A 26,169-nucleotide genomic window follows, 5' to 3' on the forward strand; every position below is an offset into this window, starting at 1 on the left:
GAAACCCACACCCCCGACGCGGGGCCCGCCGCGCCCGGGGGGGCGACCTTAGCCCCCGCCCGCCCGTTGGGGGGGGGGGGGGGGCCCCCCCCCCCCTCGCACGGCGGACACGGCACGGGCCGGGGACGTCGCCCTCCCCCGAAGGCGACGTCCCCGGCCGTCCCCCGGCGCCGGACTGTGGCCGGCCGTGGCCGGGTGCGGCGGATCCGTGCTGTCACCAGCACATGACCGCCGTCTCGCCCGCACCCCACGAGGAGTACAGGCGCACCCGGACGGCATAGCGGCGGCCCTTGACGAGACGGGCCCTGATCATGGCGTTGCGGGGTGTTCCCCCGTCGTCGTGGCCGGCGAGGTAGCGGGGCTCCCCGTCGCGCTCCTCGAAGACCACGACGACGGCGTCGCTGTCGCCGAACGTGCCGACGGTGTACTCGCGGGTCTCCGGCGGGTCGAGGCGGAAATCGGCCTGCTCGCCCGGTCCGAGGCCGAGCGGCACCGAACGGAACGGCACCAGCGGTCCCGGCCGGCCGGCGGGCGGGTACCAGCGCAGCGCGAACTCCTTGTCGGCGGCGGAGAGGGTGCCGGGCGGGTGCAGACCCGCGCGGTAGTGCTCCGGCTCCAGTATCAGCCCCGACGGGAACGGGTACTCCATGATCGAGTGCGGGTCCCAGACCGGGCCGTTGACCTCCTCCGTGCCGAGCTTGCGCAGGATGTTGTGGAACGTCCGGTCCCGGCTCCAGTGGTTCGGCGGCCCCGCCAGCTCGGCGTAGACGGCCTCGTCGTCCCAGAGGATGCCCGCGTACGGGCTCTGGTGCTCGTGCAGCATGCCGAGCGCGTGCCCGATCTGGTGCAGGGCCGTCGCGCGTTCCCCGGGCGCGGTCAGGTCCCAGCCGAAGTTCATGGTGCGGTCGTTCAGCCCGGCCCGCAGCGCGTCGCGGCCCACCGCCGACCAGGAGCCGTCGCCGGGCCGGAAGCCGATGCGCAGTTCCGCCTCGGAGCGGTCGTCGACCTCGGTGAGCACGAGCCCGATCCCGAGGTCCCGCCACTCCCGGAAGCAGTCGCGCACCACGGCCCGCTGCTCCTCCGTGCCGGGCCACGCCCCGCGCCGCGGCCGGCCCGCGCCCCGCAGGGGAACGACCGAGGTGCCGGGGTCGCCGCCGAGGAAGCAGTAGTGCAGCACCGTGCCGTTGACCCACATCCGCTGCCCGCCGGCGAGCGCGGCGTGCCGCTCGGCGGCCAGCCCCGGCGGAAACGCGGGGGCGGGCTGCCGCGCGAGCGAGCAGTAGCGTGCGGTCATGACCCCCAGCCTGGCGTCCGGCCGGCCCGGGCACCTGAGTCGAGGGCTACTCAAGTCGCCCTGTATCAGGAATGAGTAGGCGGACTCCTGTTGCCGTGACGACTGTGACGACGTCCGCGCGGGACGCGAAGACGCTGGAGCTGCCCTGGCCGTTCACCGGCCGCGCCGGTGAACTGGATCTGGTGCGCCGGTCGCTGGCCGCCGGACGGGGCGGCATCGTGGTGACCGGACCGGCGGGCCGCGGCAAGACCCGGCTCGTGACGGAGGCCGTCCGCGGCACCGAGTGCGCCCGCGCGGCCGGCACGCCCGAGACCCGCGGCATCCCCTTCGCCGCCTTCGCCCACCTGCTGCCCGAGACCGTCACCCTGCACCGTGCCGTGCACCTCCTGTCCGGCGTGCGCCTGCTGCTGGTCGACGACGCGCACCTGCTCGACGACGCCTCCGCCGCCCTCGTGCACCAGCTCGCCGTGCACGGCCGCACCCGGCTCCTGGTCGTCGCCACCGACGGCGCACCGGTGCCGGGCGCGGTGTCCCGGCTGTGGACCGGCGAGCTGCTGCCCCGGCTCGCCCTGGAGCCGCTGCCCCGCGAGGAGACCGCGGAGCTGCTCGCGGCGGGCGCGGGCACCGGCCTGGAGCCGCTCACCGTGGACCGGCTGCACCGCCTGAGCCGAGGAGACCTGCGGCTGCTGCGCGAACTGCTGACCGCCGTACGCGAAGGCGGGCTGCTCACCCCGGTCCCCGGCACGGACCAGCGGGCGTGGCGCGGCCCGGTGCCCGTCACCCCGGCCGTGCGGGAACGCACCGCCCACCTCCTCGGCCGCGCCCGCCCCGAGGAGCGCGAGACCCTCGACCGCCTCGCCTTCGCCGAGCCCCTGCCCCTCGACCCGGACGGCCTCGGTCTGCGGACCGTGGAGTGCCTGGAGGCCGAGGGCCTGGTCCGCGTCGACGCCGACGGCGCCGCCCGCCTCGCCCACCCCCTGCACGGACCCGTACTGCGCGCCGCGGCCGGCCGGCTGCGGGCCCGCCGGCTGGCCGGCACCCCGGACCGGTGCGGGCCCGCCCTCGTGGCGGAGACGGAGGCCCTGCACCGGCGCATCGAGCGGGCCGACGTACGGGCCCTCGCCGCACCCGTGGGGGAGTGGCTGGTGGCGGAGGGACTGCCGGTGCCGGCCGGGGACGCGGCCGTCCGTGCCCGGTTCGCCCGGCTGCGCGGCCGGCTGCGCGGGGCGGCGGCATGGGCCCGCGAGGGCCTGCGGCAGGACGCCGGTGACCCGGAGTGCCTGACCGAACTCGCCCTGGCGACGGCCCAGACGGGGGAGGTACCCCCGGCGGGCCCGCACGGCGGGCGGGCCCCCTCCGGGAGCGGACCCGCCGCAGCCCGGGCGGACGCACGGGGAGAGGGGCACGGCCGCCCCGCCCGTCCCGCGTCCGGCGGGGCGCCGGGCGCCCGGGGGAGCCGGGACGGCGCCGCGGCCGCGTGGAGGGCCGCGGCGCGCGGTGACCTCGGCGGGGCCGCCCTGGCGGCCGCCGCCGGCGACCCCTACGACGCCGTCCGCCTCGGCGCCCCCGAGCACGCCGCCGGCCGGCTGACCGGCGTCTTCGCCGCACACGCCGACGCCCTCGCCCGCGGTGACGGCCCGGAACTGGACCGGGTGGCCGGGGAGCTGGAGCGGCGCGGCTTCCTGCTCTTCGCGGCCGAGGCGCACGCCCAGGCGGTACGCGCCCACCGCGACCCGCGGGCCGCCCGCACCGCCCGGACCCGCGCCGTCGCCCTCGCCCGGCGGTGCGAGGGTGCCCGCACCCCGGCCCTGTCCGGTCTGGTACTCGGTGAACTCACCGCCCGTCAGCGGCAGATCGTCACGCTCGCCGCGGCGGGCCTGAGCAACCGCGAGATCGCCGAGCGGCTCACCCTGTCCGTCCGTACCGTCGGCAACCACCTCTACGGCGCCTACACCCGCCTCGGCGCCGGAGACCGCGGCGCCCTGCCCTGGCTGGTGGACCTGCCCGCGGCCCAGCCCGCCTGACCGCGCCTCAGGCGGCGCCGAACGCCGAGAACGCCCACCCCGTGGCCTGGTGCACCGCGTCGCCGGGCAGCGCGGCCCGCGCGTCGCGCAGCGACTCCGCCAGGGAGAGACCGGCGTCCAGCCCCTTGTGCAGCGCGAGCATCAGCGGCACCACCGCGGCGTCGTTGACCGGCGCGCTGCACGCCACCACCCCGGCCGTGCCCAGCGGCAGCAGCGCGGTGACCAGCCCGAGCAGCTCGTCCGCGCCGACGGACGCGAAGCGGGCGGTGTCGCAGCAGGACAGGATGATCCGGTACGGGCTGCGGTCCAGGCGCTCCAGGTCGTGCACGATCAGGGGACCGTCGGCCATCCGCAGCGAGGAGAACAGCGGGCTGTCCGCACGGAACGTGCCGTGCGCGGCGATGTGCGCCAGCGCGGCCCCGTCCAGCTCGCGCAGGACCCGCGGCACCCGCGCCTCGTCCCCCTCCAGCACGACCGGAGCCCCGTGCCGGTCCCGGGCCTCCGGCCCCCCGTCCCCCGCGCCGTCCATCCCGGCGCCCTGCGACGGCGGGACCCCCGGCCCGGGGCCCTCGCCGCGCGCTCCGTGGTCCCGCCGGGCCTCCGGTGACGGGGTGCGGCCCGCGAGTTCCGTCACCTCGGCACCGCCGGTCGCCAGTCCGGGGCCGCGTACCAGGATCCGGCGTCCACCGGGCGGCGGTGCCGTCTCGCGGGCGCGCAGCCAGCTGCTCGCGGACGGCGACACGCTCAGCACCCGCTCCCGCAGCGCGGGGAGCAGCGCCCACGGCACCCGGTGCAGCCGCGCCGGCGGGACGACGACGACCGGGCCGGTGCCCAGGTGCGCCGCCGCCGGACCGAGCAGCAGCTCCTGCAGCCGCGCCCCCGCGGCCTCCACCACCGGCAGCCGCGCCTCCGCCCCCGGATGGGCCAGCCGCCGCAGCCCCGCCTGGACGTGCTCGGTCTCCCGCTCCGCCGCGGCCAGCAGACCCGCCTCGAACCGCCGCACCCGTCCCTGCCCGCACAGCAGCACGTGCACCCGCCCGTCGAGCACGGCCAGCTCCACCAGCCGTACGCCGTCGCCGAGCCGCCGCAGCAGCCGGCCGGCCTCGAACCGGTCCCCGTCCCCGGACGCCTCGCCCCGCATGTGCAGGGTGCGGGAACGGATCTCCCGTTCCAGACGCCGCTGTTCGCGCTCCAGCGCGGGAACGGGCCGGCCGCCGTCCAGCCGGGCCTCCTCCGCACGGGCGGCGATCTCCCGGAACGCCGTCATACCGCTCAGCAGCGCCGGGTCGGCGGGCGGCCGGGTGGGCGGCGCCGACAGCACGGTCGCCCGCCACCGCTCGCTCCACACCAGCAGCCGACGCGGTCCGCCCGAGACCAGGCTCGCCCGCTGCGCCATCGCCGCCAGCTCCGCGCCCTGCGCGGTGGCCCGGGCCCGCAGCTCGGAGGCGCCCAGCGTCATCCGGTGGTCGTCCAGGACGTCCAGCCCACGCCGGCAGGCCTCGAGCACGCCCCGCGTCGAACCCGCCGCCCGGGCCCGCAGCGCCTGCGCCGCCCAGCCCGTCATCCGCGCCAGCGGCGGCCCGCCGCGGCGGCTGCGCGCGGCGACCGCCAGATGCCGTTCGGCGTCGGCCGTCCAGCCCAGGTCCAGTGCGATCCGGCCGGCCAGCAGCGACGCCTCCGGCGCGGCCGGCGCCCCGAACGCGGCCAGCCGTTCCGCCACCGCCGCCGCGTCCGCGACCAGCCGGCCCGACCCGCGCCCCGCCGCCACCCGCGCCTCGGTCAGCACCAGCCGGGCGTGCGTCTCGTACCAGGTGCGCCGCTGCGCGGCGAACAGCCGTACCGCGACGGCCGCGCGCGCGATCGCGGTCCGCGGGTCGTCCGCCAGCCGGGCCGCCCGCGCGGCGACCAGCAGCAGCTCCGCCTTGCGCGTGGACTGCCCGCCGATGCCGTCCAGCGCGGCGACCGCCCCGTCCGCCTCGGCCAGCGCCTCCCGGGCCAGCCCCGCCGCCAGCAGCACCTCGCAGCGTCGGATGGTCAGCATGAACGTCGGCGTGCCCAGCTCGGCGTACCGCTCCTCCGCCTCGTCCAGCAGCCGCAGCGCCGCCGGCACGTCACCCGACCGGTACGCCGCGAGCCCGCGGCTCTCCACCGCGTCGGCCTTGTCGTGCTCCTGACCGGTCGTGTCCCACAGCGCCTCCGCCGCCGCGAAGTCCGCCTCCGCCCGCTCCACCGCGCCCAGCGCCAGGTGCACGGTCGCCCGCAGCGTCAGCGCCCGCGCCGTCCAGATCACGTCGTCCGCCTGCCGCAGCACCGGGACCGCCCGGCGCACGTCCTCCAGCGCCTCGCCGTGCCGGCCCAGCACCCACCACACGTACGCCCGCCGGAACAGCACCCGCGCCCTGGTGTGCCCGGTGCCGCGTGCCACGCCTTGCTCGAACGCCGCCAGCCCGTCCCGGGTGCGCCCGGCGTGCACCAGCGCCACCCCGAGCGTGGCCAGCACGTCGGCCTCCCGCTCGGCCGAGTCCGCCCGGGCCGCGAGGTCGCGGGCGCGCCGCAGATGGGCCAGCGCCCGCCGCAGGTCGCCGAAGTCCCGCTGCCAGATGCCGATCACCTGGTGTGCGACGGAGGCGTGCAGCGGCGACGGATCGGCGTCGAGCACCTCTCCCGCCCGCTCCACGGCCTCGTTGGGGGCGGCGAACACCATCGGCAGCAGTTGGAGAACCGAGTCGTTTCCCGCTGTCACCCCACGGATGGTAGTGCTCCGCAACCACGTCCCACAGGTTCGAGTCTGTATCAATCACCCACCCCGGGACTCTGATTGACGACAGCCGGCGACCGCGAACGGCCACCGGCGACCGTCGCCCGACAGCCGCCTCAGTGGAGGACCCGCATGGCACCACAGCGATTCCGTGAGCAGTTCGACCAGATCCAGCGCTCGATGCCGGGCGTCCCGCTGGCGATGGGCCCGGACGACTCCGCCGAGTTCTTCTACGAGAAGGGCGTCGTCCTCGCCCGCGACGGCGAGGAGGCCCGCCTGGTCGAGGACACCGTGCGCGAGCACTTCACCACGTTCGCCGGCCTCGCCCCGGACCACGTACGCCGGGCGAGTCCCGAGACCAACCGCACGGGCATCACCCGCATCCAGGTCGGCGACCCCGGACAGGGCGGCCCGGACGGCGACCCCGGAGTGGCGGGCGCGCTGCGCTCCCTCAGGACGGTGGAGGGCCGCGCGGGCCGCCGCCTGATCAGCCGCAACCACGTCGTCTCGATCGCCGTCAACGCCTGCCCCGGCGACGAGCCCGTGCCCGCCGCGGCGGGCGAGCCCCCGAACCCGGCCCCGGCCGCGACGGAGTACGACGCGGGCACCGCCGTCGGCGTCCTCGTCGTCGACACCGGGCTCATGCACGACTACCGCTCCTCCCCGCTGCTGGCCCACACCGAGGGCGACGCCCAGACCCGGGAGTGCGACGACGACGGCGTCCTCCAGCAGTACGTCGGCCACGGCACCTTCATCGCCGGACTCCTCGCCGCCGTCGCCCCCAACACCGACGTGACCGTGCGCGGCACGCTCAACGACGCCGGCGCCATCCTGGAGTCCGAGTTCGGAGAGAAGCTCTTCGAGGCCGTCGACGGGGGCGGCTGGCCCGACATCCTCAGCCTCTCCGCCGGCACCTCCAACGGCCGCACCGACGGCCTGCTCGGCCTCCAGGCGTTCATGGAGGAACTCCGTGACCAGGGCACCCTGCTGGTCGCCGCCGCCGGCAACAACGCCAGCGCCACGCCCTTCTGGCCCGCCGCCTACGCCGATCTGCCCGGCTGGGAGAACGCGGTCCTGTCGGTCGGCGCACTGCGCGCCGACGGCGAGTTCGGCGCCTGCTTCAGCAACCACGGCGGCTGGGTCAAGGCGTACGCCCCCGGCGAGCGCCTCACCAGCGCCCTCACCGGTTTCCGCACGCCCGTGCCGTACGTCTACCAGCACTCCACCTACGACGCCTGCCGCTTCGGCTTCGGCTACGCCTGCACCTGCCAGTACCCCCGGCACAACGGGATCCTCAGCGAGCCGGGCGAGGCCCCGGCCAAGCCGGACCAGGTGATGTTCGAGGGGCACGCGCAGTGGAGCGGCACCTCCTTCGCGACCCCGGTGGCCGCCGGCCTGGTCGCCGCCCACATGACGGCGCACAAGGAGAGCGACCCCCGCGCGGCCCGCAGGCAACTGCTCGCCGCCGTCACCGACTTCGCCGAGGTGCGCGGCGCGCACGTACCGGCGCTGCTGCCGCCCACCTGGCGTCCGGCCTCCGTCGAACCGCCGGCCGCGGGGGCGTGAGCGGTGTGACGGCGAGCGGAACGGCCCCCTGCGCGGCGTACGATGACGTGTCGTACACGAGGGGTGGGGCCGTGGACCGTGCAGATGTCGGGGCGCTCGTCCGGTCGGCCGCCGACGGGGACGCGGCGGCCTGGAAGTCACTGGTGGACGGGCTGGGACCGCTCGTGTGGTCCGTCGTACGGGCCCACGGCCTGTCCGACGCCGACGCGCACGAGGTGTACCAGACCGCCTGGTTCAGGTTCGCCCAGCACCTGGGGCGGATCCGGGAACCGGAGAAGACCGGTTCGTGGCTGGCGAGCACGGCACGCCACGAGTGCCTGAAGCTGCTCAAGGCGTCGAAGCGCTGGACGCCGACCGACGACCCGCAGCTGCTCGACCGGCCGAGCGAGGACCGTACGCCGGAGGAGTCGGTGCTCGACTCCGAGGCGGCCGCCGCGCAGACCGAGCGCGTGCGCCGGCTGTGGCAGGAGTTCGAGGAACTGGGGGAACGCTGCCGCCAGTTGCTGAGGGTGCTGATCTCCTCGCCACCGCCCAGTTATCAGGAGGTGTCCGCCGCGCTGGGAATCGCGGTGGGCAGCATCGGGCCGATGCGCCAGCGCTGTCTGCGCCGGCTGCGGGCCCGGCTCGAGGCACGGGGGACGACATGAGCGACCTGTACGACGGCCACGGCGACTCCGGGGACGGACCGCCCGGCGGGACGCCCACCGACGGCGGCCCGGACACCGGCCCGCTGGAGGAGGAACTGCGGCAGGCCGCCGCCATCCTGGACCCGGTGCCGGCCGGGCTGCGGCAGGTCGCCGTCGACGCCTACGCGCTGCACGACCTGGAGGCGCGCGTCGCCGAGCTGACGTTCGACTCGCTGACCGACGCCGTCCCGGTGCGCGGGGAGCCGGACCCGCCGCGCATGCTGACCTTCCGGGCGGACGACGTGATCGTCGACGTGGAGGTGACCTCCGACGGCCTGTTCGGACAGGTGCTCCCGCCGGGCCCGGCCCGGATCGAGGTGCTCGGCGGCCCGCTGGCCCACGCCCGGCTGACGGCGGACGACATGGGGCGCTTCACCGGCGACGCCCCGCCCACCGGCCCGTTCGCCCTGCGGCTGCGGACCGGCGGCGAGGTGGTCGTCACGGAGTGGCTGCGCGCCTGACCGCCGCCCGCGCGGGCCCTCCCGGGCCGGTGGGCGGGTGATCAGCCCGACACGGTGTCGACGAGCGCCGCCAGCGACGACGCGAGGCGGGACAGTCCGGGGCCGGCCGGGCCGCCCGGCTCGGTCATGTAGGTGTCCCGGCGGATCTCCACCATCAGCGCACCGACCTCGCCCCGCTTCCCGTAGAACTCCAGCGGCACGTAGGTCCCGCTGAACGGGCTGTCGAGCCCGGTCTCCCCGCAGGGCGCGAACGCCCGCCGGGCGGCGGCGAGCAGCGGGGGCGGCGTGTGGAACCCGTCGGTGCCCAGGCAGACCGGCGGGCGCGGACCCTCGCCGTGCAGCTCGTAGGGCAGCGGCTCGGTGGGGTAGGAGTGCACGTCGACGATCACGGCCCGCCCGGTGGCGGCGAGCCGGTCGGCGACCGCCTCGGTCATGGCCCGCGCGTACGGCCGGAAATACCGCTCCAGCAGGGGCTCGGGGTCGGTGCCGTCGGCCCGCAGCACCTCCCGGTGCGAGGTCCGCGTGTACACGGCGCCCATCCCGACGGCCGTCATCTCCTCCCGCTCGTCCGGGAACCGCTCCGGGTCGACCACCAGCCGCGAGGCCCGGTTCACGAACCGCCAGGGCGTGACGCCGGCCAGCCCGGCGGCGGCCTCGGCGATCTCGGCCGTGTGCGAGTCGGTGATGTGGTCGAGCTCCCGCTCCAGTGCCGCGTCGTCGAGGACGATGCCGGGCCGGACGTCGGCCGGTATCTCCCGCGAGGAGTGCGGCACGTGCAGGATCACGGGGGAGTGCGCGGCGCCGGGCAGCAGCTCGAAGGTCCGCGGGGCGTCGGTCATGGGACTGCTCCAGAAGTGTGGTCGCGGGGCGGGGAGGGGAAGGCGGGCGGCGGCGAAGAGACGGGCACCCCGCCTCCGAGGTGCGGAGACGGGGTGCCCGGGAGCCCCGTGGGGCCGGCGAGGATCAGGCGAGGGACGCCAGCGCCTCGTTCCAGGTGGCCGACGGACGCATGATCGCGGCGGCCTTGGCCGGGTCGGGCTGGTAGTAGCCGCCGATCTCGGCAGGCTTGCCCTGTACGGCGTTCAGCTCGTCCACGATCTTCTGCTCGTTGGCGGCGAGGGTCTCGGCGAGCGGGGCGAAGGCCTTGGCCAGGTCCGCGTCGTCGGTCTGCCCGGCCAGCTCCTGCGCCCAGTACAGGGACAGGTAGAAGTGGCTGCCGCGGTTGTCGATGCCGCCGACGCGACGGGTCGGCGACTTGTCCTCGTTGAGGAAGGTCGCCGTGGCGCGGTCGAGGGTGTCGGCGAGGACCTTGGCGCTGCCGTTGCCGGTGGCCGCCGCGTACTGCTCCAGGGACGGCACCAGGGCGAAGAACTCACCGAGGGAGTCCCAGCGCAGGTAGTTCTCCTTGACCAGCTGCTGGACGTGCTTGGGCGCGGAGCCGCCGGCGCCCGTCTCGAACAGGCCGCCGCCCGCCATCAGCGGGACGACCGACAGCATCTTGGCGCTGGTGCCCAGCTCCAGGATCGGGAAGAGGTCGGTCAGGTAGTCGCGCAGCACGTTGCCGGTGACGGAGATGGTGTTCTCACCGCGGCGGATGCGCTCCACCGACAGCTTGGTCGCCTCGACGGGGGAGAGGATCCTGATGTCCAGACCCTCGGTGTCGTGCTCCGGCAGGTACGCCTTGACCTTGGCGATCAGGTTGGCGTCGTGGGCGCGGCCCTCGTCCAGCCAGAAGACGGCCGGGTCGCCGGTGGCACGGGCGCGGGTGACGGCCAGCTTCACCCAGTCGCGGATCGGGGCGTCCTTGGTCTGGCAGGCGCGGAAGATGTCGCCGGCGGAGACCGTCTGCTCCAGGACGGCGTTGCCGTCGGCGTCGACCAGGCGGACCGTGCCCGTGGTGGGGATCTCGAAGGTCTTGTCGTGGCTGCCGTACTCCTCGGCCTTCTGCGCCATGAGGCCGACGTTCGGGACGGAGCCCATCGTCGACGGGTCGTAGGCGCCGTTGGCGCGGCAGTCCTCGATGACGGCCTGGTACACGCCTGCGTAGGAGGAGTCCGGGATGACGGCGAGCGCGTCGTGCTCCTGGCCGTCCGCGCCCCACATGTGGCCGGAGGTGCGGATCATGGCCGGCATGGAGGCGTCGATGATGACGTCCGACGGCACGTGCAGGTTGGTGATGCCCTTGTCGGAGTCGACCATCGCCAGCTCCGGGCCCTCGGCGAGCTCGGCGTCGAAGGAGGCCTTGATCTCGGCGCCCTCGGGCAGGGCCTCCAGGCCCTTGTAGATGCCGCCCAGGCCGTCGTTCGGGGTGAGGCCGGCCTTGGCGAGCGCCTCGCCGTACTGCGCGAACGTCTTCGGGAAGAAGGCGCGGACCACGTGACCGAAGATGATCGGGTCGGAGACCTTCATCATCGTGGCCTTCAGGTGCACCGAGTACAGGATGCCCTCGGACTTGGCGCGCGCGACCTGCGCCGTCAGGAACTCGCGCAGCGCGGCGACGCGCAGCACGGAGGCGTCGACGACCTCGTCCTTCTTCACCGGCACGGACTCGCGCAGCACCGTGGTGGTGCCGTCGTCGCCGACCAGCTCGATCCGCAGCGTGCCGTCCTCGGCGATCACCACGGACTTCTCGGTGGAGCGGAAGTCGTTCTCGCCCATGGTCGCGACGTTGGTCCTGGACTCGGGGGTCCAGGCGCCCATGCGGTGCGGGTGGGTCTTGGCGTAGTTCTTCACCGAGGCCGGGGCACGGCGGTCGGAGTTGCCCTCGCGCAGGACCGGGTTGACCGCGGAGCCCTTGACCTTGTCGTACCGGGCGCGGATCTCGCGCTCCTCGTCGGTCTTCGGGTCGTCCGGGTAGGCCGGCAGCGCGTAGCCCTGGCCCTGCAGCTCGGCGATGGCGGCCTTGAGCTGCGGGATGGACGCCGAGATGTTCGGCAGCTTGATGATGTTCGCCGCGGGCGTCTTGGCCAGCTCGCCGAGCTCGGCGAGGGCGTCCGGGATGCGCTGGTCCTCGGCGAGGTACTCCGGGAACAGGGCGATGATCCGGCCGGCCAGCGAGATGTCCCGGGTCTCCACGGAGACACCTGCCTGCGAGGCGTACGCCCGGATCACCGGCAGGAAGGAATACGTCGCCAGGGCCGGGGCCTCGTCAGTGTGTGTGTAGATGATGGTCGAGTCAGTCACCGGGTGCTCCGCTCCACGTCTGCAACATTGCTCGACATCAAGATATCTCGTGCCCGACCTCGGCTCGACAGGGGTCGCGCGGAGATTCCGGCCAACCGGCCGCGCGACCCCCGCCGAGCGGGTGACGGTCACGCGAACGGCACGGCGTCCTCGCCCGACCGCTGCTGCGGAATGACCACGGTCCCCTGCTGGAGCGCGACCGTCCGGGCGGGCGCCGGGATGCGGATGCCCTCCTCGCGGTAGCGCCGGTGCAGGCGCTTGATGAACTCGTGCTTGATCCGGTACTGGTCGCTGAACTCGCCGACGCCCAGGATCACGGTGAACCCGATCCGCGAGTCGCCGAAGGTGTGGAAGCGCACCGCCGGCTCGTGCTCCGGCACCGCCCCGGTGATCTCCGTCATCACCTCGGCGACGACCTCGATCGTGACCCGCTCCACATGCTCCAGGTCGCTGTCGTAGGCGACACCGGCCTGCACCAGGATGGTCAGCTTCTGCTCGGGGCGCATGAAGTTGGTCATGTTCGTCTTGGCGAGCTGCCCGTTGGGGATCACGACCAGGTTGTTGGAGAGCGCGCGGACGGTGGTCTGCCGCCAGTTGATGTCCTCGACGTAGCCCTCCTCCCCGCTGCTGAGCCTGATGTAGTCGCCCGGCTGCACGGTCTTCGAGGCGAGGATGTGGATGCCCGCGAACAGGTTCGCGAGCGTGTCCTGCAACGCCAGGGCGACCGCCAGACCGCCCACGCCCAGGGCGGTGAGCATCGGCGCGATGGAGATGCCCAGCGTCTGCAGCACCACCAGGAAGCCGATCGCCAGCACCAGGACCCGGGTGATGTTCACGAAGATCGTGGCGGACCCGGCCACCCCGGAACGGGACGTCGTCACCGTCCGGACCAGCCCGGCGATCACACGGGCCGCCGACACCGTCACCACGAAGATCAGCAGGACCGTGAGCACCTGGTTGACGTGGTGCTGCACCGTCCGGGTGAGCGGCAGCGCCGCCGCCGCGCCCGCCGCGCCGCCCGCGACCGCCGCCCACGGCACCACCGAGCGCAGCGCGTCCACGACCACGTCGTCGCCGCCCCAGCGGGTGCGCTCCGCGTGCCGCCCCAGCCAGCGCAGCAGCATGCGCAGCAGGAACGCCCCCAGCAGACCGGCGGCCAGCGCGATGCCCGCGGGCACCAGATGGTCCATGGTGAGGTCGTCCGTCATCGGCCGCCTCCCAGGGGCGCGGCAGCGGCGGAGCCGCTCGCGGACGGGCGGATGTGCTTACTCGTCACCTGTCACCTGCTTGCTTCCGTGATGTGCGATCGCACCGGTCCGCAAGGGAGTTCGACCGGCGCGAGGGCTCATCCTGCCGTATGCGGCACGGCCGTCCGAACCGGCGGTGGGCGTTCGGCCACCGCCCGGTCCGGTCCGGCCAGCGGCGCCGCACCCCCGTTCTCAGAGCACCCCGGTCCGCACCAGCACCGCCAGTGTCAGCGCCCCCGGCAGCAGCGGCAGCCACACGGTGATGACGCGGAAGGCCAGCACCACCGCCGTGGCCACGGCCGCAGGGCCGCCCGCCGCGACCAGCGCCACGACCAGCGCCGCCTCCACCGAGCCGATGCCGCCCGGTGTGGGCACGAGGGCCACCGCGACCGTCGCCGCCAGATACGCCACCGCCAGGTGCCCGGGCGGTACCGCGAGCCCCAGCGACCTGCCGACCAGGACCAGCACGGTCGCCTGCAACGCCGGGAAGGCCAGGGCACCGCCCCACAGCGCGAGCGCCCGCGCCGGGCGTGCGTGCACCGACCGGGCCTCACCGAGCGCGGTCCGCAGGAAGGAGACCACGGCCGTCCGCAGCCGCCGTACCAGCACCAGCGCGCCCGCCGCCGCGGCCGGCACCGCCCCCGCCGCGACCAGCAGCGGACCGACGGCTCCCTCGGGCAGCAGCGTGCCCAGCCGCAGCGCGCCGGGGAACGCGAGCAGCAGCCCGCCCAGCAGGGCCAGCCGGCCGGCGCTCTCCGCCAGCAGATACAGGGCGAGGGCGGCGGAGGACCGGGCCAGGGGCAGCCCGCACACAGTCATGAACCGCAGGTTGACCGCGCTCGCGCCCAGCCCCGTCGGCAGCAGGTGGTTGGCCGCGCCCGCCGCGAACTGGGTGGCGAGCAACCGCCGCCGCGGCAGCCGCTCCACCACGGCACCCTGCCGGGTGCAGGCGGCGGCCACCCAGGTCAGGCACGTCACGCCGGCCGCGGCCAGCAGCCAGGGTCCCTCGGCGGCGGAGAGCCGGCCGAAGCCGTCGGCGAGCACGGACCGGTGCCGTACCGCGACCACGGTGACCAGCAGTAGCGGAAGGACACAGACGAGCCGCCGGATCCGGCGGGCACGGCCGTCCCGCCGGATCCGGCCGTCCCGGCCGCTCCGGGCACGGCCGGGAAGGGGCGTCTCGGGGAGGCGTACCGCTGTCACAGCACAAGAGATTCCCCCAGCCCCGCCAACAGCGGATGACCGACGCGCGGACGCGGGCTTACGGATCCCCGGCACGGCGTCCTTGACCTCAAGGATGCTTGAGGTCATACCGTCCTCCGCATGAGCATGGAGACCACCGCCTGGACCCAGCTGCACAGCGTGATGAACGCCGAGCAGGAACGCCGCCCCTTCGCCCGTGCCACCCTGCGCCGCATCGGCGCGTTCGCCCGTCCGCACCGCCGCCGCATCACCTGGTTCGTGCTGCTCGGGGTGGCGACCGCGCTTCTCGCCGTCGCCACCCCCGTGCTGGCCGGGAAGGTCGTGAACGCCATCGTCACCGGCGGCGACGAGAACACCGTCGTCCGCCTGGCGCTGCTGATCGCGCTGATCGCCGTCGCGGAGGCGGCGCTCGGCATCCTCTCCCGCAGGCTGTCGGCGAGGCTCGGGGAGGGGCTCATCCTGGATCTGCGGACGGCGGTGTTCGATCATGTGCAGCGCATGCCGGTCGCGTTCTTCACACGTACCCGTACGGGAGCGCTGGTCTCCCGTCTCAACAACGACGTCATCGGCGCCCAGCGCGCCTTCAGCAACACCCTGTCCGGAGTGGTCAGCAACCTGGTCACCCTGCTGCTGACCCTCGCCGTCATGCTCACCCTGTCCTGGCAGATCACCCTGATCGCGCTGGTGCTGCTGCCGGTGTTCGTGCTTCCCGCCCGGCGGATGGGCCGCCGCATGGCCCGCATGCAGCGCGAGGCCGCCACCCTGAACGCCGCGATGGGCACCCGGATGACCGAGCGCTTCTCCGCGCCCGGCGCCACCCTCATCAAGCTGTTCGGCCGCCCGGAGGAGGAGTCGGCGGAGTTCGCCGCCCGCGCCCGCCGCGTCGCGGACATCGGCGTGCGCACCGCCACCGCCCAGGCCGCCTTCATCACCGCGCTCACCCTGGTCTCCGCCCTGGCCCTGGCCGTCGTCTACGGCCTCGGCGGCTGGTTCGCCCTGCGCGGCACCCTGGACCCGGGGGCCGTCGTCGCCCTGGCGCTGCTGCTGACCCGGCTGTACGCGCCGCTCACCGCGCTGGCCGGGGCCCGCGTCGAGGTGATGAGCGCCCTCGTCAGCTTCGAGCGGGTCTTCGAGGTGCTGGACCTCGCCCCGCTCATCGACGAGAAGCCCGACGCCCGCCCCGTCCCCGACGGCCCGGTCGCGGTCGAGTTCGACGACGTCCGCTTCGGCTACCCCTCCGCCGACAAGGTCTCCCTGGCCTCCCTCGAGGAGGTCGCCTCCCTGGACACCCGGGGCGGCGACGAGGTCCTGCACGGACTCTCCTTCCGCGCCGAACCCGGCCAGACGATCGCGCTCGTCGGCTCCTCCGGCGCCGGCAAGTCGACCATCGCCCAGCTGCTGCCGCGCCTGTACGACACCGACGCCGGCGCCGTACGCGTCGGCGGCGTCGACGTCCGCGACCTCACCGCCCGGTCACTGCGCGACACCCTCGGCATGGTCACCCAGGACGGCCACCTCTTCCACGACACCGTCCGGGCCAACCTGCTGCTGGCCCGCCCGGAGGCCACCGACACCGAGCTGTGGGACGCGCTGCGCCGCGCCCGCCTGGACGACCTCGTACGCGCCCTGCCCGACGGCCTCGACACCGTGGTCGGCGAGCGCGGCTACCGCCTCTCCGGCGGCGAACGCCAGCGCATGACCATCGCCCGGCTGCTGCTGGCCCGCCAGCGCGTCGTCATCCTCGACGAGGCCACCGCACACCTCGACAACACCTCCGAGGCGGCCGTCCAGGAAGCACTCACCGAGGCCCTGGAGGGCCGGACGGCCATCGTGATCGCCCACCGGCTGTCCACGGTCCGGGCGGCCGACCAGATCCTGGTCGTCGAGGCGGGCCGCATCGTCGAACGCGGCACCCACGAGGAGCTCCTCGCGGCCGACGGCCGGTACGCCGAGCTGCACCGCACGCAGTTCGCCCGCCCCGCGGTCGAGAAGGCGGCGTAGCGCGTCGTCCCGGCCTGTCGGCCGGAGGCCGGTGCGGGCCCGCTGTCAGAGGCGGGTGCCACACTCGGCCCATGTACGAGAACCGCTTCAACTGGCATGACTTTCTAGGCCGTTGGCAAGAGGAATGGATACCCGGCGAGGACGACCTGGAGGACATGGAGGAGGGCGGTGTCAGCCTCGCCGACATGGCCCTCGCCGCACCGCCCGCGACGCGGGAGGAGATCGCCGCGGCCGAGGAACGCCTGGGCACCCGGTTGCCTCCGTCCTACCGCGGCTTCCTCGAGGTCAGCAACGGCTGGCGCGTCGACGCCGCGGCGTCGATCTACCGGCTGGGCGGGGTTCACGAGATCGGCTGGTTCGGGGATCCGTTCGGCATGACCGAGGCCTACCGGCAGCAACTGGGCGAGCGCTCGACCGAACAGGAGGTGCTGCTGGCCGGCATGTGGGAGCGGGCCCTGCAGTTGGAGACCGACTCGGACATGTCGTACGCCCTGCTGGACCCGGGGGACACCGGCGAGGACGGCGAGTGGGCGCTGTACGTGTACAAGGGGTGGAGCGGCGAGTACCCGGACCGCTATCCGTCGTTCCGCGCCTACATGGAGGAGATGTACCGGAACTTCCACGCGGACCGCGCGAGCGATCCCCGATTCGTCAACGACACCACGCGCGCCCTGGACGCCGACGTCGAGCGCGCCCGGCAGGAGGCCCTGTGCGGGCGGTGGGAAACCGCCCTCGAGTTGCTGGCCGAGACGCAGCGCTACGGACGGCCGTCCGCCTGGGGGATGCTGCGGCAGATCCAGACGCTGTCGCACAGGGGCGGCGGGGACGCTTTCGGCGACCTCGTGGTCGATCCGCGGTACACGGACGAGCTGGTGCCGGTGATGGCCGCCGCCCATCTGCGGCGCCATCGTCGCGGCGCCTTCGTCGACCGGTTCGTACTGGGCACCGAGACCGACGACGCCGTCGGTGCGACGTCCGACGGCATCTTCGCCCGGGTGCGCGACCGCTCCTACCGCTACGCTCCGGGCGGCATCTTCGGACAGGCGGTGGCCGAGGCGCGGGAGGCGGCTCGGTGGGGTGACACGGACGGGGCCTGGCGGGTGATCCGCGCCGCGCTGCCGTCGTGGTCGCCGCCGGGGCCGGATCTGCTGGCGCCGCTCGGACTGCTCGCGGATCCCGTGCTGGGGCCGGTGGTGACACCCGAGCGCGGCAGGGAGCTGCTGGCCACGCCGCGCGCCGGCCGGCCGGGCACCGCGCCGGATCCGGTGGCGGACCTGGACCCGCCCGGACTGCGCTGGCTCACGGACACGCCAGGGTGGAACCCGCCGCACGACTCCTACCGTGGCCTGTGGGTGGAGGGCGTGGAGCCGGAGACGCTGACCTCCCTGGTCGGGGAGGACGGAGGTGCGGGCCTGACCGTTCCGCCCGGTCGCCGGGACCCGTGGATCCACCTCGGCGCCCAGCGGCGGGACGACCTGGCGCCGTGGGAGGACCGGGCTGTGGTGTCCGTGGGCCGGACGGGCACCGGGTGGGCGTTCGGCTTCGACATGGCTCCGCGCACCTCCCCTGTCGGACACTTCTTCGTCTCCCCGGCCGCGGCCGCCTCACGTGGCGGGCGCGCGGTGGTGCTGTGGGTGCGCAGAGCCCGGTCCGGCGGTCTGTTGTCGGTCTTCCACCTGTCGGTGGCCCGGCACGGAGAGGAGCTGTACGCGTTCACGCTGCGCGGCACCGACGTCGAGCGCTCGGGGCCGGTCCCCGGGGCGTTGGATCCCGAACGGCTCCTCGACGGCATCGGCGAGGACGCACACGAACAGCGCCTGCTGGCCGCCGTGGAGGCGGAGTTCGGCCTCGCCCTTCCCCGGCTCGCCCTGACCGAGGGCATCCTGCCCGAACTGACCACCCGCTCCTGGAACCGCGCGCCGAGGCAGGGCGAGGCGTACGCGTACGCCACGGTCCACGTCGGACCACCCAGGCGGCCCGGTGAATCCGCCGGACGGGAGGCAGGTCCCGCGACCACGACCTGATCACCGCGCCGACGAAGGGGGCTCTGTCCTCGCCCGGATCCGGTGGCCGCGGTGCTTGCTCGGGCGGCGGCCATGGTCACCGTGCCCGCGCGACCGCAGAGCCTCGACCGTTGCCGTACGTCTAGCCCGGGCCCGGCCCCACGGTCCGCGCCGGCAGGTCCTGCTCGGCCCAGACGACCTTCCCGCCGGCGGTGCGGCACGAGCCCCAGCGCCGGCACAGCATGTTGATCAGCTGCAGCCCGCGCCCGCTCTCGTCGCTCACGTCGGCGTGCTGGATCCGCGGCAGGTCGGGCCCGGAGTCGGACACCTCGACCGTCAGCCGTTCGTGCCGCAGCAGCCGCAGCTCACCGGGGGCGTTCCCGTACCGCAGGGCATTGCCGACCAGCTCGCTGACCACCAGCTGCGTCGTGTCGACCAGATCCTCGAGCCCCCACCGTTCCAGCTGCTCGCGCGCCGCGCCACGGGCCAGCCCCGCGGCCGTGCCGTCCGGCGGCAGCGCGCGCACGTACACGTCGCCCTCGGGGCCGAGCGGCCGGGCGGCGGCCACGAGCACGATCGCGTCGTCGGTCCGGTCCCCGCCCACGCTCGCGGTGATCGCCCGGCACATCGAGCCGTCCTCGGGCACGGCCGCGCCGACCGCCACGCGCAGCCGTTCCAGCTGCGCGTCCAGGCCGGCGGTGCGCGACCTGATCAGCCCGTCCGTGTACAGCGTCAGCCGCCCCCGCCCGGGTACGGGGCACTCGACCGGGTCGTACGGGATCACCCCGGTGCCCAGCGGCGCCCCGGCGGGCACGTCGACGAACGACGTCGTGCCGTCCGGCCCCGTCAGCAGGGGCGGCGGATGACCTGCGCTGGCGATGCGGAAGGTGCCGCCGTACGGGTCGTGGACCGCGCACAGGCAGGTGGCGACCTGGTCCTCCTCCAGGTCGCGGGCGGCCAGGTCCAGCCGGGCCAGCAGCTGCTCGGGCGCGATGTCGAGGGCCATCAGGGTGCGGGCCACCGTGCGCAGCCTGCCCATCGTCGCGGCGGCGGCCATCCCGCGCCCCATCACGTCGCCCACCATCAGCGCGGTGCGGCCGCTGGGCAGGGCGACGACGTCGAACCAGTCGCCGCCCACGGCGGCCGGATCACCGGCCGGGACGTAAGCCGAGGACACGTCGAGGCCGGGCGTGCTCGGGCTGGACCGGGGGAGCAGGGCCCGCTGCAACGTGATCACGTGGTCGCGCTCGCGCCCGTACAGCCGGGCGTTGTCGATGCACATGGCGGCCTTGGTCGCCAGCTCCGTGGCCAGGGCCACGTCGGCGCGGGTGAACGGGGCCCTGCTGCCGGCCCGGATGAAGTCGGCCAGACCGAGCAGCACCCCCCGGGCGATCAGCGGCACCGCCAGATAGGAGTGCACGCCCGCGCGGTGCATCAGGTCGGCCGCCTCGGCGGTGGGGGCCACGGCGGCGAAGTCGGACCGCGTCATCCGGGTCAGCAGCACCGGCCTGCGGGAGGTCAGGCAGGTCTGCCCCAGCCGGTCGGCGGTGTGCACGGACAGCTCGCCCACCGGGTCCGGGGCGAGGTGCAGCCCGTGGACCTGGGACACCGCCATGGCCCTCAGCTCGGGCGCCCCCGGGCCCCGGAAACGGTCGCCCTCCTGGAATCGCAGCACCGAGTCCAGCAGGTCGACGGCGCACCCGTCCGCCAGCTCCGGCACGGTGAAGTCCGCCAGCTCCTTCGCCGTGCCCTGGAGGTCGAGCGTGGTCCCGATGCGCGTCCCGGCCTCGTTCAGCCAGGCCAGCCGGCGACGTGCGCCCAGCGCCTCGGTGACCGGACGCAGCACGGTCCGCAGCGTGCGGTGCCCGCCGACGAAGGGGCCCGGAGGCCGTCGCGCACCACTCGGCCGCTGTCGTTCCCGCACGCGTCGCCTCCTCCCACGGCCTCCTGGAACCGATTCTGCCCCTCCTGCCGCCCACCGCGCCTGTCCGATCGCGATACCGGCCGCACACGGATGCCGGTTCGAGGCGCTGCGTCGCCGCGTCCGGTCCCGGCGACGGCCCCCGCCCGAGCCCGGGCCGGGGCCCGCGCGGCGGTACGGCGACCGCCGAGTGAGACGCGCCACGGCCCCGCGCGGCTGCGCGGGCGTCCGTGAGGGGTAGGTACCTACGGCTCGGCCGTGCCCACAGGGAAAGGGGCGAAGAACACCCTCTGCACGCGGACCTCCCGTCATCCCCTCCGAGGAGAGAGAGCACGAGACATGTCTTCACGTGAATCCGCGCACCAACCACCACAGCGCATCGGCGTGGTGGCCGAGTCCGTCTCCGGGGAGACGCGTGTCGCGGCGACTCCCACGACGGTTCGCCGGCTGCTCGGCCTCGGTTACGAGGTCGTGGTGGAGCCGGGGGCCGGCGCGGCCTCCGGCTTCACCGACCGGTCCTACCTCGACGCCGGCGCCGAGACCGGCGAGGCCTGGACCGCGGACGTCGTCCTGAAGGTCAACTCCCCCTCCGTGGAGGAGGCCGGCCGGCTGCGGCGGGGCGCCGTCCTGGTCGCCCTGCTGGCCCCGGCACAGAATCCCGAGCTGCTCCGGACGCTCGCCGAAGCCGGGGTGACCGCGCTGGCGCTGGACGCCGTGCCGCGCATCTCGCGGGCGCAGTCCATGGACGTGCTGTCGTCGATGGCCAACATCGCCGGGTACCGGGCGGTCATCGAGGCCGCCCACGTCTTCGGCCGGTTCTTCACCGGCCAGGTCACCGCGGCGGGCAAGGTGCCGCCGGCGAAGGTGCTCGTCGCCGGCGCGGGCGTGGCCGGGCTGGCGGCGATCGGCGCGGCCTCCAGCCTCGGCGCGATCGTCCGGGCCACCGACCCGAGACCCGAGGTCGCGGACCAGGTGAAGTCCCTCGGCGGCGAGTACCTCCCGGTGGACGCCGTCCAGGAGACGAGTACCGACGGATACGCCAGGGCGACCTCCGCCGACTACGACCGTGCCGCCGCCGAGCTCTACCACGAGCAGGCCCGGGACGTGGACGTCGTGATCACCACCGCGCTGATCCCGGGCCGGCCGGCCCCGCGCCTGCTCACGGCCGAGGACGTGGCCGCCATGAAACCGGGCAGCGTCGTCGTCGACATGGCCGCCGCCCAGGGCGGCAACGTCGAGGGCACGGTGCCGGGACGCACCGTCGTCACCGGCAACGGCGTCACCCTCATCGGCTACACCGACCTGGCCGCCCGGCTGCCCGCCCAGGCGTCCCAGCTGTTCGGCACCAACCTGCTGAACCTGCTGAGACTGCTCACGCCCGGCAACGGCGGCCGGCCGGTGATCGACTTCGACGACGTCGTGCAGCGCGCCGTGACCGTGGTGCGGGACGGTGAGGTCACATGGCCGCCGCCGCCCGTCCCCGTCTCGGCGGCGCCGGCCGCGCAGCCCGCCGCCGCAGCACCCCCGCCGCCCGGGCCCGGGCGAACGGCGCCGGCGCCCGCGGTACGCCTGGGCCTGCTCGGGCTCGGGATGCTCGCGATGTTCCTGCTGGTGGCCTTCGCCCCGGCCCAACTCGCCGAGAACCTCACCGTGTTCGCCCTGGCCGTGGTGATCGGCTACTACGTCATCGGCAAGGTGCACCACGCGCTGCACACACCGCTCATGTCGGTGACCAACGCGATCTCCGGAATCGTCGTGATCGGCGCCCTGCTCCAGATCGGGCACGAGAGCAGGATCGTCACCGCGCTGTCCTTCGCGGCGATCCTGCTGGCGAGCGTCAACATATTCGGAGGCTTCGCCGTCACCCGCCGCATGCTGTCCATGTTCTCGAAAGGCTGAACCCGGATGACCTCCATGACGGCCTCTCACGCTGCCGACCTGGTCGCCGCGCTGCTGTTCATCTTCAGCCTGGCCGGTCTGTCCCAGCACCGCACCTCACGCGCCGGCGTCGTCCAGGGCATCGCGGGCATGGCCCTCGCCCTGGTCGCCACGGTCGTGGTGGCGTCGCGGAGCATCACCGCCGGAGCGGTGGCCCTGATCGTCCTGGCGATGGCGCTCGGCGCCGCGGCCGGACTGTGGCGCGCCCGCCGCGTCGAGATGACGCAGATGCCCGAACTGATCGCGGTGCTGCACAGTTTCGTCGGCCTCGCCGCGGTGCTGGTGGGCTGGAACAGCTACCTGGAGGTGGAGGCGCACGGCTCGGCGCAGACCCGGATCGGAGCCGACCTGCTGGGCATCCACCACGCCGAGGTGTTCATCGGCATCTTCATCGGCGCCGTCACCTTCACCGGCTCGATCGTCGCCTTCCTCAAGCTCTCGGCGCGCATCGAGTCCCGGCCCCTGATGCTCCCGTGCAAGAACGCGCTGAACCTCGGTGCCCTCGGCGCGTTCGTCGCACTGACCGTCTGGTTCACGATCAGCCCCGGACTGCCGCTGATGATCGCGGTGACCGTGCTGGCGCTGGTGCTCGGCTGGCACCTGGTCGCCTCGATCGGCGGCGGCGACATGCCGGTCGTCGTGTCGATGCTGAACAGCTACTCGGGCTGGGCGGCGGCCGCGGCGGGCTTCCTGCTCGACAACAACCTGCTCATCGTCACGGGCGCCCTGGTCGGCTCCTCCGGCGCCTACCTGTCCTACATCATGTGCAAGGCGATGAACCGTTCCTTCCTCTCCGTCATCGCGGGCGGTTTCGGCATCGAGGCGCCGTCCGGCCGCGCGGAGGAACAGGGGGAGCACCGCGAGGTGCGGGCCGCGGAGGCCGCCGAGCTGCTCGCCCGCGCCCGCTCGGTGATCATCACCCCCGGGTACGGCATGGCCGTCGCCCAGGCCCAGCACCCGGTCGCGGAGCTGACGCGGGGACTGCGCGAGCGGGGCGTCGAGGTCCGCTTCGGCGTCCACCCCGTCGCGGGACGCCTGCCGGGGCACATGAACGTGCTGCTGGCCGAAGCGAAGGTGCCCTACGACATCGTCCTCGAACTGGACGAGATCAACGACGACTTCGCGGACACCTCGGTCGTGCTGGTCATCGGCGCGAACGACACCGTCAACCCGGCCGCGACCGAGGACCCGGCCAGCCCGATCGCCGGCATGCCCGTCCTGCGGGTCTGGGAGGCGGAACACGTCGTCGTCTTCAAGCGCTCCATGGCCTCCGGTTACGCGGGCGTCCAGAATCCGCTGTTCTTCCGTGAGAACAGCAGCATGCTCTTCGGCGACGCCAAGCAGAGCGTCGAGGAGATCCTGCGCGCGCTCGGCACGCACGACGAGCGCGGACCGGTCCCGGGCGCGCGCCGGGTTACGCCGGCCCGCCGCTGACGCGGACCCGGAACACGGCGGGCGGCCCCACCGGTCGGACCGGTGGGGCCGTCCGCGGCGGCCGCGCTGCCGCTACTCGGCCACGTAGGTGCGGTGCACCCACCTGAAGACGAGCAGTTCACGGCCGTCACGGTGCTGCTGCCGGGAGGCGGTGGGCTCGTAGTGCTCGTACCGGTTGCCGAGGAAGAGCTTGAAACGCTCGGTGGGGTCCGCCACGTAGCGGATCCTCTCCTCGTCGGGGACGAGGGGACCGCCGCCTCGCAGGATCACGTTCGCGTGGTGCTTCACGTTGCATCACCCTCCATCTGGTGTCAGGACGTCACGCACTGCCGTCGAGCTGCTTCTTGAAGGCCTGGACGATCGTTCTGGGCGGTGTACCGGGCGTGAAGATCTCCACGACCCCTCGCTCCTTCAGGTGCGCGATGTCCGCGGTCGGGATGACGCCGCCCCCGAACACCGGGATGTCGGTCGCCTGACGCTGCTCCAGCAGTTCGAGGACCCGGGTGAACAGCGGCAGGTGGGCGCCGGAGAGGGTGGACAGGCCGATCGCGTCCGCGTCCTCCTGGACGGCGATCTGCACCACGTTCTCCGGGGTCTGGTGCAGGCCCGTGTAGACGACCTCCATGCCGGCGTCGCGGAGAGCGCGCGCGATGACCTTCGCGCCGCGGTCGTGGCCGTCGAGGCCGAGCTTCGCTATGACGATTCGGCGGGGGGTGGTCATGGGGGATTCCTTCGCGACTCGACGACGGGCGGGGACCGGGGTGTGGCGGGCGCACGGGGGTCAGTACGCGTCGGAGGGCACGTAGGTGCCCCACACGTCGCGCAGCGCGTTGCAGACCTCGCCGACGGTGGCGCGGGCCCTGAGCGCGTCCTTCATGGGGTGGAGGACGTTGTCCTCGCCCTCGGCGGCCTTCTTCAGGGCGGTCAGGGCCGTGTCGACCACGTGCTGGTCGCGCTCGGCGCGGAGCCGGGTGAGGCGTTCGGCCTGCTGGGCCTCGATGGCCGGGTCGACCCGTAGGGGCTCGTACGGCTCCTCGGCGTCGAGCTGGTAGCGGTTGACGCCGACCACGACCCGTTCGCCGGCGTCGGTCTCCTGCGCGATCCGGTAGGCGTTGCGTTCGATCTCGCCCTTCTGGAAGCCCTGCTCGATCGCCGCGACCGCACCGCCGAGCTCCTCGACCCTGGCCAGCAGCTCCACCGTGACCGTCTCGACGTCGTCGGTCATCCTCTCGACGACGTAGGACCCGGCGAAGGGGTCGACCGTGGCCGTCACGTCCGTCTCGTAGGCGAGGACCTGCTGGGTGCGCAGGGCCAGACGGGCGGACTTGTCGGTCGGCAGCGCGATGGCCTCGTCGAAGGAGTTGGTGTGCAGCGACTGGGTGCCGCCGAGGACGGCCGCCAGGCCCTGGACGGCGACGCGGACCAGGTTCACCTCGGGCTGCTGGGCCGTCAGCTGCACGCCCGCGGTCTGGGTGTGGAAGCGCAGCATCAGCGACTTGGGGTTCCGGGCGCCGAACTCCTCCCTCATCACCCGGGCCCAGATCCGGCGGGCCGCGCGGAACTTGGCGACCTCCTCCAGGATCGTCGTGCGGGCCACGAAGAAGAAGGAGAGGCGGGGCGCGAAGTCGTCGACGTCCATGCCGGCCGCGACCGCCGTGCGCACGTACTCGATGCCGTCCGCGAGGGTGAAGGCGATCTCCTGCGCGGGCGACGCACCCGCCTCGGCCATGTGGTAGCCGGAGATGGAGATGGTGTTCCACTTCGGGATCTCGGCCCTGCAGTACTTGAAGATGTCCGCGATCAGCCGCAGCGAGGGCTTGGGCGGGAAGATGTACGTCCCGCGCGCGATGTACTCCTTCAGCACGTCGTTCTGGATCGTGCCGGTCAGCCTCTCCGCGCTGACACCCTGCTCCTCGGCCACCAGCTGGTACAGCAACAGCAGTGGGGCGGCGGGCGCGTTGATCGTCATCGACGTGGAGACCTTGTCCAGCGGGATCCCGCCGAACAGCACCCGCATGTCGTCGATGGAGTCGATGGCCACGCCGACCTTGCCGACCTCGCCCGAGGCGATCGGGGCGTCGGAGTCGTGGCCCATCTGGGTGGGCAGGTCGAAGGCGACCGACAGGCCCATCGTGCCGTTGGCGATCAACTGCCGGTAACGGGCGTTGGACTCCGTCGCCGTGCCGAAGCCCGCGTACTGACGCATCGTCCACGGCCGGCCGGTGTACATCGTGGGATACACACCCCGGGTGAACGGGTAGGCCCCCGGCTCGCCCAGCCTTTCGGCCGGATCCCAGCCCGCCAGGGCCCCGGGACCGTAGACCGGTTCGATGGGCACTCCGGACTCGGACGTGCTGCCGTTGCTCATGGGCTCCCCTCTCATGCGGCCGAGCGTGGTGGACGTGACTAAAGCTGCCCTTTGCGCGGCCCAAAACGGCAGGGACGGAGGC

18 protein-coding genes are annotated in these 26,169 nt (G+C 74.1%); 8 read left to right on the forward strand and 10 right to left on the reverse strand.

The window, feature by feature from the left end; all coding sequences use genetic code 11:
* Nucleotides 1–214: 214 nt before the first annotated feature.
* Entirely contained in the window at nucleotides 215–1,294 is a 1,080-nt protein-coding gene (locus tag ACFWJB_RS33075) for a hypothetical protein (protein WP_385471807.1), read from the reverse strand.
* Nucleotides 1,295–1,365: 71 nt separating this feature from the next.
* On the opposite strand from ACFWJB_RS33075, the gene ACFWJB_RS33080 reads away from it, so the two are divergent.
* A complete protein-coding gene (locus ACFWJB_RS33080) occupies nucleotides 1,366–3,318 on the forward strand; it encodes a LuxR C-terminal-related transcriptional regulator (RefSeq protein WP_386926858.1) in 1,953 nt (650 codons plus the stop codon).
* Between the two features lie 7 nt (nucleotides 3,319–3,325).
* Here the strand turns inward: ACFWJB_RS33080 and ACFWJB_RS33085 are convergent, their stop codons facing one another.
* Nucleotides 3,326–6,022 (reverse strand): CHAT domain-containing protein, encoded by a 2,697-nt coding sequence (locus tag ACFWJB_RS33085; protein ID WP_386926887.1) that lies wholly within the window; start codon nucleotides 6,020–6,022, stop codon nucleotides 3,326–3,328.
* Between the two features lie 186 nt (nucleotides 6,023–6,208).
* Between ACFWJB_RS33085 and ACFWJB_RS33090 the strand changes: the two genes are divergently transcribed.
* From ACFWJB_RS33090 to ACFWJB_RS33100, 3 genes are all read left to right on the forward strand, one after another.
* Nucleotides 6,209–7,642 carry a S8/S53 family peptidase gene (locus ACFWJB_RS33090; RefSeq protein WP_385471146.1) on the forward strand — a complete coding sequence of 478 codons (1,434 nt, stop codon included), beginning with the start codon at nucleotides 6,209–6,211 and terminating at the stop codon, nucleotides 7,640–7,642.
* Between the two features lie 71 nt (nucleotides 7,643–7,713).
* Entirely contained in the window at nucleotides 7,714–8,289 is a 576-nt protein-coding gene (locus ACFWJB_RS33095; RefSeq protein WP_385471148.1) for an RNA polymerase sigma factor, read from the forward strand.
* Nucleotides 8,286–8,789, forward strand: coding sequence for a hypothetical protein (locus ACFWJB_RS33100; protein WP_385471150.1), 504 nt, complete (start codon nucleotides 8,286–8,288; stop codon nucleotides 8,787–8,789). Before ACFWJB_RS33095 ends, ACFWJB_RS33100 begins: the two co-directional genes overlap by 4 nt.
* A 41-nt stretch (nucleotides 8,790–8,830) precedes the next feature.
* On the opposite strand, the gene ACFWJB_RS33105 is transcribed toward ACFWJB_RS33100, so the two are convergent.
* The 4 genes from ACFWJB_RS33105 to ACFWJB_RS33120 all read right to left on the reverse strand — a co-directional run bounded on the left by ACFWJB_RS33105 (nucleotide 8,831) and on the right by ACFWJB_RS33120 (nucleotide 14,422).
* The gene (locus tag ACFWJB_RS33105; RefSeq protein WP_386926861.1) at nucleotides 8,831–9,628 is read right to left on the reverse strand and encodes an N-formylglutamate amidohydrolase; all 798 of its coding nucleotides are present in this window, start codon (nucleotides 9,626–9,628) and stop codon (nucleotides 8,831–8,833) included.
* A gap of 124 nt (nucleotides 9,629–9,752) precedes the next feature.
* Nucleotides 9,753–11,972 (reverse strand): NADP-dependent isocitrate dehydrogenase, encoded by a 2,220-nt coding sequence (locus ACFWJB_RS33110; RefSeq protein ID WP_385471153.1) that lies wholly within the window; start codon nucleotides 11,970–11,972, stop codon nucleotides 9,753–9,755.
* A gap of 128 nt (nucleotides 11,973–12,100) precedes the next feature.
* Nucleotides 12,101–13,180: a mechanosensitive ion channel family protein gene (locus ACFWJB_RS33115; RefSeq protein ID WP_385471155.1), complete on the reverse strand. Its 1,080-nt coding sequence runs from the start codon at nucleotides 13,178–13,180 to the stop codon at nucleotides 12,101–12,103.
* A gap of 231 nt (nucleotides 13,181–13,411) precedes the next feature.
* A complete protein-coding gene (locus tag ACFWJB_RS33120; protein WP_386926864.1) occupies nucleotides 13,412–14,422 on the reverse strand; it encodes a YbhN family protein in 1,011 nt (336 codons plus the stop codon).
* A 126-nt stretch (nucleotides 14,423–14,548) separates the two neighbouring features.
* Between ACFWJB_RS33120 and ACFWJB_RS33125 the strand changes: the two genes are divergently transcribed.
* Complete coding sequence (locus tag ACFWJB_RS33125; RefSeq protein ID WP_386926889.1) at nucleotides 14,549–16,423, forward strand: ABC transporter ATP-binding protein; 1,875 nt, start codon at nucleotides 14,549–14,551, stop codon at nucleotides 16,421–16,423.
* A 71-nt stretch (nucleotides 16,424–16,494) separates the two neighbouring features.
* Complete coding sequence (locus ACFWJB_RS33130) at nucleotides 16,495–18,447, forward strand: SMI1/KNR4 family protein (RefSeq protein WP_386926866.1); 1,953 nt, start codon at nucleotides 16,495–16,497, stop codon at nucleotides 18,445–18,447.
* 121 nt (nucleotides 18,448–18,568) lie between these two features.
* Here ACFWJB_RS33130 and ACFWJB_RS33135 read toward each other — a convergent pair whose 3' ends face one another.
* Nucleotides 18,569–20,350, reverse strand: coding sequence for a SpoIIE family protein phosphatase (locus ACFWJB_RS33135; RefSeq protein ID WP_385471388.1), 1,782 nt, complete (start codon nucleotides 20,348–20,350; stop codon nucleotides 18,569–18,571).
* 336 nt (nucleotides 20,351–20,686) lie between these two features.
* Here ACFWJB_RS33135 and ACFWJB_RS33140 point away from each other — a divergent pair, with 336 nt between their 5' ends.
* Both ACFWJB_RS33140 and pntB read left to right on the forward strand, forming a co-directional pair.
* Nucleotides 20,687–22,246 carry a Re/Si-specific NAD(P)(+) transhydrogenase subunit alpha gene (locus ACFWJB_RS33140; protein WP_386926868.1) on the forward strand — a complete coding sequence of 520 codons (1,560 nt, stop codon included), beginning with the start codon at nucleotides 20,687–20,689 and terminating at the stop codon, nucleotides 22,244–22,246.
* Between the two features lie 6 nt (nucleotides 22,247–22,252).
* Nucleotides 22,253–23,719 (forward strand): Re/Si-specific NAD(P)(+) transhydrogenase subunit beta, encoded by a 1,467-nt coding sequence (gene pntB / locus ACFWJB_RS33145; RefSeq protein ID WP_386926870.1) that lies wholly within the window; start codon nucleotides 22,253–22,255, stop codon nucleotides 23,717–23,719.
* Nucleotides 23,720–23,791: 72 nt separating this feature from the next.
* Here pntB and ACFWJB_RS33150 read toward each other — a convergent pair whose 3' ends face one another.
* From ACFWJB_RS33150 to ACFWJB_RS33160, 3 genes are read right to left on the reverse strand one after another with little or no spacing between them, the layout of a single operon-like run.
* Nucleotides 23,792–24,007 carry a DUF5988 family protein gene (locus ACFWJB_RS33150; protein ID WP_385471382.1) on the reverse strand — a complete coding sequence of 72 codons (216 nt, stop codon included), beginning with the start codon at nucleotides 24,005–24,007 and terminating at the stop codon, nucleotides 23,792–23,794.
* Nucleotides 24,008–24,038: 31 nt separating this feature from the next.
* Nucleotides 24,039–24,440, reverse strand: coding sequence for a cobalamin B12-binding domain-containing protein (locus tag ACFWJB_RS33155; protein WP_385471379.1), 402 nt, complete (start codon nucleotides 24,438–24,440; stop codon nucleotides 24,039–24,041).
* A gap of 60 nt (nucleotides 24,441–24,500) precedes the next feature.
* Nucleotides 24,501–26,087: a methylmalonyl-CoA mutase gene (locus ACFWJB_RS33160; RefSeq protein ID WP_386926873.1), complete on the reverse strand. Its 1,587-nt coding sequence runs from the start codon at nucleotides 26,085–26,087 to the stop codon at nucleotides 24,501–24,503.
* Nucleotides 26,088–26,169: the final 82 nt, after the last annotated feature.

Source organism: Streptomyces sp. NPDC127100 (assembly GCF_042724095.1).
Lineage (GTDB): Bacteria > Actinomycetota > Actinomycetes > Streptomycetales > Streptomycetaceae > Streptomyces.

Bases quoted from the DNA above. Each gene is read 5' to 3' on its own strand.
- ACFWJB_RS33090 (WP_385471146.1), top strand. From the start codon at position 6,209: ATGGCACCACAGCGATTCCGTGAGCAGTTCGACCAGATCCAGCGCTCG.
- ACFWJB_RS33085 (WP_386926887.1), bottom strand. From the start codon at position 6,022: ATGGTGTTCGCCGCCCCCAACGAGGCCGTGGAGCGGGCGGGAGAGGTG.
- pntB (WP_386926870.1), top strand. From the start codon at position 22,253: ATGACCTCCATGACGGCCTCTCACGCTGCCGACCTGGTCGCCGCGCTG.
- ACFWJB_RS33130 (WP_386926866.1), top strand. From the start codon at position 16,495: ATGTACGAGAACCGCTTCAACTGGCATGACTTTCTAGGCCGTTGGCAA.
- ACFWJB_RS33155 (WP_385471379.1), bottom strand. From the start codon at position 24,440: ATGACCACCCCCCGCCGAATCGTCATAGCGAAGCTCGGCCTCGACGGC.
- ACFWJB_RS33105 (WP_386926861.1), bottom strand. From the start codon at position 9,628: ATGACCGACGCCCCGCGGACCTTCGAGCTGCTGCCCGGCGCCGCGCAC.
- ACFWJB_RS33140 (WP_386926868.1), top strand. From the start codon at position 20,687: ATGTCTTCACGTGAATCCGCGCACCAACCACCACAGCGCATCGGCGTG.
- ACFWJB_RS33125 (WP_386926889.1), top strand. From the start codon at position 14,549: ATGGAGACCACCGCCTGGACCCAGCTGCACAGCGTGATGAACGCCGAG.
- ACFWJB_RS33080 (WP_386926858.1), top strand. From the start codon at position 1,366: ATGAGTAGGCGGACTCCTGTTGCCGTGACGACTGTGACGACGTCCGCG.
- ACFWJB_RS33115 (WP_385471155.1), bottom strand. From the start codon at position 13,180: ATGACGGACGACCTCACCATGGACCATCTGGTGCCCGCGGGCATCGCG.
- ACFWJB_RS33160 (WP_386926873.1), bottom strand. From the start codon at position 26,087: ATGAGCAACGGCAGCACGTCCGAGTCCGGAGTGCCCATCGAACCGGTC.
- ACFWJB_RS33075 (WP_385471807.1), bottom strand. From the start codon at position 1,294: ATGACCGCACGCTACTGCTCGCTCGCGCGGCAGCCCGCCCCCGCGTTT.
- ACFWJB_RS33100 (WP_385471150.1), top strand. From the start codon at position 8,286: ATGAGCGACCTGTACGACGGCCACGGCGACTCCGGGGACGGACCGCCC.